The organism is Pedobacter kyonggii (genome assembly GCF_004310665.1).
GTDB classification, from domain to species: Bacteria; Bacteroidota; Bacteroidia; order Sphingobacteriales; family Sphingobacteriaceae; genus Pedobacter; species Pedobacter kyonggii.
The window spans coordinates 40,273-52,640 of the sequence record NZ_SIXF01000016.1 but is presented as its reverse complement, the minus strand read 5'-3'; the positions used below and the strand labels follow the sequence as shown (position 1 = coordinate 52,640).

At 39.2% G+C, this 12,368-nt stretch carries 12 protein-coding genes; 5 read left to right on the top strand and 7 right to left on the bottom strand.

The genetic code is table 11. The annotated features are described in order from the left end of the window. Positions 1-2 precede the first annotated feature (2 nt). The 3 genes from EYS08_RS16020 to EYS08_RS16010 all read right to left on the bottom strand — a co-directional run bounded on the left by EYS08_RS16020 (position 3) and on the right by EYS08_RS16010 (position 3,641). Entirely contained in the window at positions 3-1,355 is a 1,353-nt protein-coding gene (locus tag EYS08_RS16020) for an HTTM domain-containing protein (RefSeq protein ID WP_131030975.1), read from the bottom strand. Continuing rightward, positions 1,342-2,460 carry an imelysin family protein gene (locus EYS08_RS16015; RefSeq protein WP_131030974.1) on the bottom strand — a complete coding sequence of 373 codons (1,119 nt, stop codon included), beginning with the start codon at positions 2,458-2,460 and terminating at the stop codon, positions 1,342-1,344. Before EYS08_RS16015 ends, EYS08_RS16020 begins: the two co-directional genes overlap by 14 nt. A gap of 80 nt (positions 2,461-2,540) precedes the next feature. Further along, complete coding sequence (locus EYS08_RS16010) at positions 2,541-3,641, bottom strand: DUF4856 domain-containing protein (RefSeq protein ID WP_131030973.1); 1,101 nt, start codon at positions 3,639-3,641, stop codon at positions 2,541-2,543. Positions 3,642-3,786: 145 nt separating this feature from the next. Between EYS08_RS16010 and EYS08_RS16005 the strand changes: the two genes are divergently transcribed. Together EYS08_RS16005 and EYS08_RS16000 are read left to right on the top strand one after the other, a co-directional pair. Further along, on the top strand, positions 3,787-4,461 hold the full coding sequence (locus tag EYS08_RS16005) for a response regulator transcription factor (protein ID WP_131030972.1): 675 nt from the start codon (positions 3,787-3,789) through the stop codon (positions 4,459-4,461). Then, entirely contained in the window at positions 4,461-5,717 is a 1,257-nt protein-coding gene (locus EYS08_RS16000; RefSeq protein ID WP_131030971.1) for a sensor histidine kinase, read from the top strand. Before EYS08_RS16005 ends, EYS08_RS16000 begins: the two co-directional genes overlap by 1 nt. Before the next feature lie 17 nt (positions 5,718-5,734). Here the strand turns inward: EYS08_RS16000 and EYS08_RS15995 are convergent, their stop codons facing one another. Then, positions 5,735-7,147 carry an aminotransferase-like domain-containing protein gene (locus EYS08_RS15995; RefSeq protein WP_131030970.1) on the bottom strand — a complete coding sequence of 471 codons (1,413 nt, stop codon included), beginning with the start codon at positions 7,145-7,147 and terminating at the stop codon, positions 5,735-5,737. A 94-nt stretch (positions 7,148-7,241) separates the two neighbouring features. Here EYS08_RS15995 and EYS08_RS15990 point away from each other — a divergent pair, with 94 nt between their 5' ends. Genes EYS08_RS15990 through EYS08_RS15980 form a run of 3 tightly spaced genes read left to right on the top strand, consistent with a single transcriptional unit; the run spans position 7,242 to position 9,193 of the window. Continuing rightward, positions 7,242-8,132: a DMT family transporter gene (locus tag EYS08_RS15990; RefSeq protein ID WP_131030969.1), complete on the top strand. Its 891-nt coding sequence runs from the start codon at positions 7,242-7,244 to the stop codon at positions 8,130-8,132. A 30-nt stretch (positions 8,133-8,162) separates the two neighbouring features. Beyond that, positions 8,163-8,774 (top strand): FMN-binding negative transcriptional regulator, encoded by a 612-nt coding sequence (locus tag EYS08_RS15985; RefSeq protein ID WP_131030968.1) that lies wholly within the window; start codon positions 8,163-8,165, stop codon positions 8,772-8,774. 2 nt (positions 8,775-8,776) lie between these two features. Next, positions 8,777-9,193 carry a GNAT family N-acetyltransferase gene (locus EYS08_RS15980; RefSeq protein WP_208745876.1) on the top strand — a complete coding sequence of 139 codons (417 nt, stop codon included), beginning with the start codon at positions 8,777-8,779 and terminating at the stop codon, positions 9,191-9,193. A 245-nt stretch (positions 9,194-9,438) separates the two neighbouring features. Here the strand turns inward: EYS08_RS15980 and EYS08_RS15975 are convergent, their stop codons facing one another. From EYS08_RS15975 to EYS08_RS15965, 3 genes are all read right to left on the bottom strand, one after another. Next, positions 9,439-9,669, bottom strand: coding sequence for a hypothetical protein (locus EYS08_RS15975; protein WP_131030967.1), 231 nt, complete (start codon positions 9,667-9,669; stop codon positions 9,439-9,441). A 72-nt stretch (positions 9,670-9,741) separates the two neighbouring features. Continuing rightward, positions 9,742-11,622: a gamma-glutamyltransferase family protein gene (locus EYS08_RS15970; RefSeq protein ID WP_131030966.1), complete on the bottom strand. Its 1,881-nt coding sequence runs from the start codon at positions 11,620-11,622 to the stop codon at positions 9,742-9,744. Between the two features lie 145 nt (positions 11,623-11,767). After that, entirely contained in the window at positions 11,768-12,091 is a 324-nt protein-coding gene (locus EYS08_RS15965) for a TfoX/Sxy family protein (protein WP_131030965.1), read from the bottom strand. Between the last annotated feature and the right edge of the window lie 277 nt (positions 12,092-12,368).

The window sequence follows — 12,368 nt, the reverse complement described above, 5'->3', positions numbered from 1 at the left end:
AACTAAGGTTTGGAATTAAATGGCAAAATCCATTTATAATGTTTAAAACTAAGGGACTGACTGGCCAAATCAATGTTACTATCAATAAAGGCAGCAGATCTATGGCCATTTAGGGTTACATAAATCTGGGCATAAACCTGTGGTTGTTTTATGCCTTTTTGGGTATAAATATGATTAAGATAATGTGCATACCTTAAAATAAGATCGGGCTGTGTGGCCATCATCTTTTCTTGTTGGGTGCTCAGAAAAGCAGTATTGTTTACCTCATAGGTTTTCCCCGTTGCTTTTTCGCGGACATAAAAAGTTGCTGTGCCTACTTTTTCCATCAGCATTACCCGCCACGAAAACCGATAACCTTCTTCTGTCCAAAACAACGGCCCCGGGTAAGCCAAATACCTGAAAGGAATGATGATCTGTACAATAAAAAATATCCCCAAAAAAGTTAAAATGTTTTTTTTGGAAACAGGTTTGTAAAGTATATGCCTGTTCTTAAAATCATGAACAGAACGATTAAAAAAACCTAGTAATTTAAGGTGAAAGCTGCCACTGAAAAAAATCAATGTACTTACAACCATTATGTAAGGGAACATGCCTATGGCTGGAAAAAATATGGCTGTGGCAATATGAAAAACCAATACGACAAGGTAAGCTATAAAACGTGTCTTACGGTTTATCAAAAAAAACACGATAAACAAATCGTAAAATGCCCCGAACCAGCTAAATAAATACGCCATCCACTCCTTATACATCAAATCTCCAATAATGGGCAAATGGCTTTTTGTTGGTAGCCAGATTTTCATCGGCTGGGCTTGTAACAACCAATCGGGATTTAGTTTTGCAAGACCGGCAAAAATATAAACAATAGCCAATTGTAGTCTAATTGCGCCAACTGTCCACCTTGGCACCTCGGTTACCTGTATAGTAGGATTTAACTTTACGTCTATAGAAAAAAAACGGCCTGCCGGCAACCAGATCATAATAAAACTAACTACACTTATAAAATAATAGTGGTTTAAATAATAGGTTACATCTATCAGCTCTACGTAGGTAAACAGCAAAAAAAAGGTTATAATGGCAAAACGATACCAAAAGCCTATCGCAATGGCAAAGGCAGATATGGCTATACATACAAAAATCAGGTGCATACCCACATTATCTAGTGGTTGCACCCAATTAAATCCAATAAAAGTAAAATGATATTTTGGCGTAACGTATTGTGTGGTAATCCACCCGTTAAGCCAAAAACGAATAGTACTTAGCAGCATCATGCTGCCAAATAATATTCGAAAAGTAATTAATGGTGCAACAGATACGGGTAATTGTATCCATTTTATGGCTTTGTTAATCGCCGTCATTGTCTACATAAGAAATTTGCACACCTAATTTAGATACCGCATCGGTTTTGATCAACCTTAATAAAAGCTGTATTTCTTTGTTTGCATCTTCAATAGCGGGTTTGTTATTTGCTAGTGCTGATGATAATGGAGCCGGAATGGCTTTTAATTTCGCATCGACTACACTAAATTGATTTAATATTTCGTCTTTTAGCTGCTTGTTCCCAAGTGCTGTCAACAGATCGGAAATTCCTTTACCGCTATTATTACCTGTAAACATATTTTTAAGGCTGTTCATATTCTCAATAGCTAAATCAAGCGATAGGCCAGAATAATAAGCTTCACAAAGCTCAGGAAATTGAACGCCACCAGATTGTGTACCAAAAGGCCAGCCAATGCGTGGACCTTTAAGCATATCCATTTCGTAGGCAAACTGGTTTAACATATAACTAATCGGACTGCCCGAGTCGCTTTTTGTGTTTGCTATAAACTGACTGCGGTAAGTGCTTTTCCAGTTGCTTAACGTTTGATCTAACAGGCTTTTTATCCTGTTCAGCACATCTTGCACGTATTTTTTGCGGTTGGCACTGTTGGCATCTGTAAATTTTGCAACAGCATCATTAGCGAAAAACAAATAATCTAAAGCAGGGAAACCTTGTTGGTGTATGGCGGAGTTTTGTACCAGATTCCAACTGCCACTGGCAATATTCTCTTCCATTATTGCTAAATCGGTTTTTTCACCAACTTTTTTCATGGTATTGGCAGGCAATGTATTGATAAAACCAATGAAAGCATTATTTCGTGAAGGACCAAACTCCAGTACAGAAATACGTTCAATCTGCAAATAACTATCCTTAAAAACAGCCTTTAATGCAGTTTGAGTGGTTGGGTTTGGTGTAGCCAAAAAGGTATTCACAGTAGTTTGCAGCAAAGTTAGCTTTGCTTGAGTCTGCTCGTAGGCCGGTATAATTAAATTATCGGCGTAATTGGTTAACATTGCTGTTTTATCAAAACCATTCGCTGCCGGTTCATCGGTCGGATTACTTTTTTTAGAACACGAAATGTAAAAAAGAATCAATAAAGCCGACAAAGCAAAAATTCCTGTTTTATTTATTCTACCCGTCATTTTTTTTTTAAAAAATTCAAAAACTCTCTGTACTTTATTGTACAGAGAGCTTCGATATAAATTATGTTTTTATCTAAATATTAAAGACCGTATGTTGCTTTTAATATTCCTTGAGCTTCAACTAGTTTAGGATAACCAGGCTCATTTAACAATGTATAAAAGCTGGTATTAATAATATCATTCAACTTTGTGAAATTTGCTGCACTAAGTTTACTGGTTGCTGGTCTGTATTTAAATGTAGCGATGAAACCCCAACCTTCTGATAAGGCATGGAATTTAGCACCTGGCCATAATCCTAAACCAACATCGCCAGTAGTAGGTGAAGTAACGTATGCCAGTGCAGCAGCCGCAGCTAATTGTTCCCACTTTTCTAAAATGATATTAATTTGCTCATCACGTACTTTAACATCTTTAGCTCCAATTGCAGCTCTTCCTTTTAAGAAGGCGTTGAAAATTACCTCACCAGCTTTAATATCTTTACCCCGTTCGGCTAAATATCCGCCCCAAGCTAAAGGTCTTTCAGCCGCTGGAAGCGTATTGGCGTAAGTAGCATTCGGATCGTAATTTACAGGTACAGCTAAATAACCAAATGCTTCGTCAAAATGTTGTTTTTGTAATTCAATGGTAGCATCTGCTTTTACAGCAATTAATAAATCAACAGCCTGCTTAAAGAATAAACTTCCCATTAAACCTTTTGCAATGGCTTGGGTATATTCTACACCTTTCGCATCAACAGCTATTTTACCGGTGGCAGTACGGCTAACAAAGCCTGCGCTTCCATTAGTAGCTACAGTAGCTCCTAAAGACTGGCTAGTAGCAACTAATCCATCAAAATAGGCTTTATAAGTTGGTCCGTCAGTAATTTTTCCAGCTATGTTTACTCCAGAAGTATTTAGCGTGGCATCAGTAAAAGGATTGTTGGTATTGTTCCAAAAATCGTTTGCTTTTGTAGTGCTTAAAGCTGCAGCACCAGTGTTTCCAGTTCCTGCATAAGTATTTTGCTCTAACCACATTCTTACTCTACTTGATGAACTAGAATATTTAGCATCGCTAAAATTATAAGTTTTTGGTACGTCATAAGGAGCAATAACTTCTTCTTCAACCTTATCTTTTTTACATGATGCAAGGCTTAGAACTGCAAGGGCTACTAATGCAGAGTGTTTAAAGTATTTGTTTTTCATTTTCACTGATTATATAACTTTATTGATTTTTAATTTGTATTAAGTCTAAATAAGCCTTATTCTTGTGCAAAGATTAAAACCGTTTCTAAAGAAATTCTTAAGATTTGAAGTTTTTTAAGTTTTTTTTCAAAAAACACAACTAATTATGAAACTCCTATTTATTGAAGATGAGCCCGTGCTGCTCGAAGAAATGGTTAATTACTTCTCTTCCAATGGCTGTATCTGTGAACAGGCCAAGAATTACGATCAGGCCATGATCAAAATCAACTCACATCGATACGATGGGATTGTAGTGGATATTACACTTCCTGATGGCAGTGGCATGGATTTAATCCCGCAGATCAGGTCGACACAAAGCGATACAGGGATTATGATTGTATCTGCAAAAAACTCCCTTGGCGACAAAATTCAAGGATTAAATACCGGAGCAGATGATTATCTAACCAAACCTTTTTACCTGGAAGAGCTTAATGCACGTATTAATGCACTTTACCGAAGAAAATCGCTTAAGGGTAACGAAATAATCACTTTTGATAATTTCTCGATAGATACTGGTTCGAAAGAGCTTTATTACAATGATCTTCCGATCAACTTAACCAAAAAAGAATTTCTCTTGCTCATTTATTTCGTGATCAACAAAAACCGTGTGGTTGGAAAAGCATCCATAGCTGAGCATATATGGGGCGATAACTATGGTGATGCAGATAATTTTGATGCGATTTACGTACACCTTATGAACCTGAGAAAAAAACTGATCCAGGTAAGCGGTAAAGATTACATTAAAACGGTATGGGGAATGGGCTATAAATTTGTTAGTTAATGAAACTACTGTCCAGAACCATTATTAACTACTTCTGGCTAACAATAGGTGTATTGCTTGTTACAGGATTTTTACTCTATGGTTTTTTATATCTTCAGATTTACGAAGAAATAAAAGAACAGTTGCAGTTACAAGAGTCGATGGTAACCAAAGAAATCAGTCAAGGCAGAAAAGTTAATTTTCCATTAGTTAAAACTGAAATTGTACCTACTGAACACTTGATGATAAATCCGGTTTTTAAGGATACGTTGATTTATGATGATATTCAAAAAAAGGACGAGGGTTATTATATTTTGCGTCAGCCCAGATTAATTAACGGGCAGGTTTATATGATCGAGGTAATGACCACACATATTGGATGGGATGGTTACTCGAAGGCTATTATTTTTATTTTTGTTCTAATTGCCATCATGATTGTTGTAGTAGGTTCAATCATCAATTACTTTTCGAACCGCAAACTGCTTTGGCCTTTTTTACAAAATCTCGAACGCTTAAAGCTTTATTCGGTTTCTTCGAACGAGAAACTCGAACTGGTTGGTTCGAACATCAGTGAGTTTAAAGAATTTAACCTGGCTATAAACGAACTTACCGAACGTGCCAAAGGAGAATACCAGGCATTAAAAGAGTTTACCGAAAATGCTTCGCATGAGATACAGACTCCCTTAAGTATTGTACGTACAAGGCTAGAAAGCATAAGTCAATACCCGCTTGATGAGGATATGGCCAGGTATATTTCGGATGCAAAGGCTGCTATTGGTAGATTAAGCAAAGTAAACAAAGGACTTTTGCTACTGGCCAAAATAGAAAACCAGGTATTCCCGGATGAAGGTGCCCTTGATCTGAAAAAAACAATCCTTCAGCAGGTTGAGCAGCTTGAAGATATTATTAAGCATAGAAATATCGACCTTAAGCTAGAATTAACTGCTCATGAAGTTAAAGCCAGTCCTTTACTAATGGAAGTACTCATATCCAACCTGCTTTCCAATATGTTAGATTATGCTACTCCAGGTGCAACCTCAACCATAAAACTGGACAATAACGGTTTTACTTTTTCAAATCCCGGTTATCCGCTCGATTTTGAGGAATCTAAACTATTCACCCGTTTTGGCAAAAAAAAGGTAGGTTATACTGGCAATGGTTTAGGCTTACCTATTGTTAAACAGGTCTGCAAAAGGTATCGCTGGGATATTACTTACCGTTTTGATCGGGGTTATCATGTTTTTAAGATTGTTTTTCTCCCTGCAGTTGACCAATAAAGGATTTGCGAATCCGATCACATCATTTTCGCCAGATTGCCTAACTGTTTCAGTTTAAATTTAAGCTCATCAGACCATGGAAGGCCGATACAGAGGCGGATACAGTTCTGATATTGGTCTTGCAACGTAAACATCGGGCCAGGAGCAATGCTGATTTTTTGTTTCATGGCCAGTTCATATAGTTTTACCGCATCAACTTCTTTGTTAAATTCTATCCATATAGCCAGTCCACCTTGCGGCCGGGTTGTTTTTGTACCCTCTGGAAAATATTCGGTAACCGCATCGATAAAATGCTTATAGTTCTGCTGTAAGGTACGACGGAGCTGATGCAAATGGCGATCATACCGACCAGTTTTTAGAAAATTGCCAACAGCTTCGTGAATAACAGAAGTTGAGGCAAGGGCATGCACCAGTTTTAATTTAAGTAGTTTTTCTTTATATTTTCCAGGAGCTACCCAGCCTACACGGTATCCTGGTGCCAAGGTTTTCGAAACAGCGCTACACCACAGCACATTGCCTTCAGTATCAAATGATTTGCAGCATCTTGGTCGATGCGTACCGAAATAAAGATCACCATAAATATCATCTTCAATAAGCGGAATATCATTTGATGCCAAAAGCTGAACAACTTCTTTTTTATGCGCATCAGGCATACAGCTACCCAAAGGTGTATTAAAATTGGGAATTAACAGGCAAATATCAATTTTCGACACCACTTTCCTAAGTGCATCTATCTCAATGCCCGTAACCGGATGCGTGGGCAATTCGAGTACTTTTAAACCTAAACTGATTACCAGCTGGAGAATTCCGGGATAACAGGGACTTTCTATGGCCACAGTATCGCCAGGTTTGCCTAAGGCCATCAGGCAAAAAGACAATGCATTCACTCCACCTGCGGTAGTAATCAGATCATCTTCATGAAGGTTTCCTCCCCAGCCTAACGATCGCACTGCAACCATTCTGCGTAATTTAACATTGCCCTGAAGTGGTTCATATTCCGTCCCCCCTTCTTTAAGCGCCCGTGTAGCATAAAGTATCTCTTTTTTGAGCTTTGCCAATGGCAACAGGCTTCCTGATGGGACACCGATTGAAAAGAGGGTTAAATCATCGCGACCAATGCTAGAATACACCTGGGTACTCAGTTCGCTCGGTTCATGGTGATTTGCAATTAGTGACGGTTTACTAACTGCAGGTAATGGAAGTCGTTCTACCCTACGGTTGCTTACAAAGAAACCCGATTGTGGCTTAGCTTCTACCAACGATTGTGCTTCCAGTTCCAAAAACACACGTTTTGCCGTATTCATACCAACTGCATATTCTTTGCAGAGCATTCGAACAGAAGGAAGTTTATCTCCCGATTGCAGAATACCGTCTCTAATCTGTGTGGCAATTCCGCTTGCTATTTCATTGTACCTGTAAACCTTTTCCATAATCGACAAAAAACTGTATCCATACAAATATACAAAACTGATACTGTATTTATGGCTTTTAGCTTTGCACCTTTGATTTAAGAAATGAAAAGACATGAAAGAAACAGGAATTGAGCTAAACAAAGAAAACATTTCAAGTGGCTGGCTTAACGGATTTATCGCCGTACTTATCTTTAGCGGTTCTATGCCGGCCACAAGGTTAGCGATAATGGATATGAGCCCTATTTTTATAACCGTTGCCCGTGCCACTATAGCTGCAGTGCTCGCACTTGGGGTATTAATTGCATTTAGAGAGAAACGACCATCAAGCAAACATTTAATCTCGCTGGTAATTGTAGCACTGGGTGTAGTAATCGGCTTTCCCTTGTTAAGTGCGCTTGCTTTGCAACACATTACCTCAGCACATTCTTTGGTGTTTTTAGGTCTTTTGCCCATGGTTACAGCCGCTTTCGCAGTTTTACGGGGAGGCGAACGTCCTAAACCCATATTCTGGTTTTTCTCAATTATAGGCAGCCTTCTGGTAATTGGCTACGCCATTTATCAGGGAATTAATGCCGCACTAATCGGCGATATTTTAATGTTACTGGCAATTGTACTATGCGGACTTGGCTACGCAGAAGGTGCAAAACTATCTAAAACATTGGGTGGTTGGCAGGTAATCTCCTGGGCACTTGTGCTCTCGCTCCCACTAATGTTACCTTTAATGTTCATTTACCAGCCAGTTTCATTTGCTGAAGTGGGCGCTGCAGCCTGGCTGAGCCTTGCTTATATTTCACTCTTTAGCATGTTCATCGGGTTTATTTTTTGGTACAGAGGGCTTGCACAAGGTGGAACCGCAGCAGTTGGACAGCTCCAGCTTCTGCAGCCTTTTTTTGGATTGGCCCTTGCTACTACCCTGCTCCATGAAAAAGTAAGCATGGGTATGCTAGCCATTACGATGGGCGTAATTCTTTGCGTTGCGGGCTCAAAAAAGTTTGCCAAATAAACATAATCTACCCTTCAAAATTCAATAAAAATGTTGATATCCAATAGTTTTAAGTTTGATGACCAAACTGAGCAAATTGCCTTTATGCAGAGATATAGCTTTGCCACGATCATCACCAGCTACAATAATTTACCCATAGCCACTCAGCTACCTTTTGTTGTAAACGAGGTAAATGGAAAGGTTTTGATTAGTGGCCACTTTGCACAAACCAATGAGCAGGTAAAATATATTGAGCAGTATACATCACTTATTATATTCACCGAACCGCACGCTTATATCTCTCCCAGCCATTACGAAAAACACGAAAGTGTACCCACATGGGATTATATTAGCGTACATGCTTATGGAAAAGCCAATATTATTAGCGATGAAGAAGCTAAAGAACATGCGTTAAAAGAAATGATTCTGTATTATGAAAAAGAATATCTCGTACAATGGGATAGTCTTTCAGAAAAATTTAAACGAGGTATGATGCGTGGAATTATAGCTTTCGAAATTGAGGTAAGCAATCTTCAGGGAAAGAAAAAACTAAGCCAGAACAAATCGGAACAGGAACGAAAAAACATTGTATCGCACCTCGAAAACAGCAACAATGCTGTAGAAAGAGAACTCGCTCCATTTATTAAAAACCTAAAGCCATAACCATGCAGATAGAAAACAGCACAACACATGATATAGCAGAAATCTTCCGCTTATATGAAATTGCTACCGATTTCCAAAAAACGAAATATAGCGTTCATTGGCCCAGGTTTGAACTCTCATTGATTGAAACAGAGATTAAGGAAAACAGGCAATGGAAAATAATTATTAATGGAAAGGTAGCCTGTATCTGGGCAACTACTTTTAGCGATCCCCAGATATGGGAAGAAAAGAACCTCGACCCAGCTATTTACATTCACCGTATTGCTACAAATCCTGATTTCAGGGGGCAGAACCTGGTGGGTACGATTATAAACTGGGCAAAAGAATATGCCAAAGCAAATGGTAAACGTTTTGTTAGATTAGATACTGTTGGTGAAAACAAGGGACTGATTCAACATTACCCAAAAATTTGGATTTGATTTTTTGGGACTATACGAACTAAGCAACACAGATCAACTTCCGGCACATTATCATCATAAGCCAGTTAGTTTATTCGAGGTGCAAATTTAATGCTGAATATAGTGTCAAGCCGAAAGCCTTCAAGTTCGAAGGTTTTCGGGCTTGTATGTAGCAATCGTTTAAAGGGTATTTTTCGGCACTTGCCTTAACCCAGTTGGGCTTTACTTTATAAGGAAATTATTGTATCCAATGATGTTATCCGTAGTTAAGCGTCTTTTTTAATTTTTATTGCAAATAACGACCATGTTGCCAGCAACATTAGCACTGCAGAAACCTGGTAAATAATAGATAAATCTACTTTGGCATCTTTTAATGCGTCACCAACGATTATGGAAAATCGTTCAATCGGGTCATTAAAGGATGCTGAACAAGCGGACATGGTTTTGGTTAAAAAAATACCACCAGAACCGATAAATGCTTGAACAGTGTATGGCATGGATGACTGAAATCAAAACACCATATGATTTCTTCCACTGTGCAGGGTTAATTTTTTAAATGGGGATTGACCCTACCATGCAATACCATAATCTTCGCCATGGTTGCTCGATCCGCCTTGCAAACTATTGTGCTTCCAATCAAAATAAATGGCGTTGATTGGCCCACTGGTCCGTTCTGAAAAACTGAGTGTATAACCCATTTTTTTCAGTTCATTGCGTACCTCTTCTTTTGTATTGGTGTTTAACAAGATCTGTCCAGGTTTTGGTGCTCTATCGCTCGTTTTAGTACCACCAAGAGAAAGCCAAAGTTGATTTGTATTAAAGTTGGCAGCTTCGGTTGCCTTTTGAACATTCATACCAAACTCCGCCATGTTTAAAAAGAATTGCAGCAGGTTTTGATCCTGGGTATCTCCCCCTTGAACGGCGGCTGACACAAGTGGTTTACCATCTTTGATAAACAATGAGGGCGACAAGGTTACTCTTGGCCGTTTGCCCGGTGCAACAACATTGAAGGGGTTTAAGGTAGAATCGAGTACAAAGCTTTGCATCCTTTGACTCATCCCGATGCCGGTATTACCGGCAATACAGGCCGGAAGCCAACCGCCACTTGGGGTAACCGATACCACCCAACCGGCTTTATCTGCGGCTTCTATCGATGTTGTTCCCCGCCATAAACGGTCTTCATAAATTTCTTTTGGCGTATTGTTACCAAGGTCGTGCTTTGGCGCAAAGTTTCGCTTGGTTGTATCGGGGTTAAAGCCTCTACTTTTTAACAGGTTTAGATAAGGGTTTTTCTTGCCCTCGTATGGGTAAGGATCGCCAGGACCGGTGTTTGCATCATTTTTATCAGGCTGAATAAGCGAGGCCCTTTGTTTTGCATAATCTTTACTTAACAAGCCTTTCATCGGTTCAGCAGGACTTTGATTTGGATCGCCATAATAAAAATCGCGGTCGGCAAAAGACAGGTTCATGGCCTGATAAACAGTATGGATATATTTTGAACTATTATAACCCATTGCTTTTAGATCAAAATTCTCTAATATATTCAATGCTTGAAGTAAAACTGGGCCCTGTGTCCACTGTTTTAATTTATATACTTTAATACCTTTATAATCGGTGCTTAGCGCTTCTTCTTCAACCGGTTTCCATTTAGCAAGGTCATCCATGGTAATCAATCCACCTTGTTCCTTACTTCCACGCACGAATTCCTTGGCAATGTCTCCTTTATAGAAACGATCGTAAGCGGCCATTAATGCCTCTTGCCGCGAGCTACCTTTCTTCAGCGCAGCTTGCTCTGCTTCAACCATTTTGGTTAGGGTGGCCAATAAATCTTTTTGAATAAAAATCTCACCTGCTTCTGGTGCCTCACGTTTTCTGCCCAAATGTGGCAATAGCACTTTTTTACTATAAGGCCAGGTTTTAATTAATTCTTTATCGCGCTCCATACTGTTTGCTGCCTGTGCTTCTATGGCATAACCCGCAGCCATGTGCATTGCGGATGCCAGAACCTGCCCCAGGCTCATACTGCCGTATTTACTCAGCATATAAATCAGTCCGCCGGGTGTACCTGGCGTAGTTGCAGCCAAAGGGCCGTATTCTGGTGGAAAGCTATAACCTTTAGCTTTAAAAAAAGCTACGGTTGCTCCAGTTGGGGCAACCCCCATTGCATTAATGGCAATCACCTTTTTTGTATTCGGATTGTAAATTAGCGCCTGTGTTTCTCCTCCCCAGCTCAAGGTATCCCACATGGTGCAGGTGGCAGCCAACATGGCGCATGCCGCATCAACTGCATTTCCACCCTGCTGAAAGATCATCGACCCTGCTGTTGCTGCCATCGGCTTTCCGGTAATGGCCATCCAGCTGTTGCCATAAAGCATTGGCTTTTGCGTTTGCTGTGCAAATAAAGGGTGAAGAGAGAGTGATAATAACAGAAACAGGGCTAAATTTTTCATAGCTCCAATATAGCTAAAATATGCACCACAACAGTCCTTCATCTGCACAGCACCCATTAATTCTGGGTAATAAAACAAGCTTGTTACAAATTTAAGCACCGCCAGAACAGCTTATCGTAGTTTAGAAGAATGTAAGGTGCTGTTCTCATTTCTTTTTCTTGGGTTTGGGTTCAGGTAATTCAGTTACGGTGATGCTTACCAGTTTTTTTAGCCAATCGCGATCTTCCAATTGTTCTTCGATTAGAAACTGATTTTTTGCGCCCGGGTAAGGCGGAGCTTCAACAATATCCTTTATATACGCTCTTCCAGATAAAGTTGGCTTAACAAACAACTTGTTGTCGCACACCAGCGCAAACAACTTATCATCAAAATACAACCCATATTCACCAAACATTTTTTTATAGGTAACATGTCCGGAATAATCTATCTGATCTATTATAAAGTCTACGAATTTCTGTTCTGACGCCATTGTAAATTGATCTAATTTGAAAGTTGTAATATGAGTAAAGCTAAACGAATAATTGAAAAGAAAATCTTTAACTGTTTCAATATTAAATTCTACCTGCTTCAAGCACTAAGATTGGAACAATCGTCGATTATATTAAGTACACCCATCCACTAATCATTGGCTTATTGCTTTTCTTTTTATTCTGATTTGCAGTAATGGGCTTAATCACTAAATTTGCCGCCCAAATGAACAATTAATATAAAGTCTACGATTGTTCTGAACGGTAAAAAAGAATAAA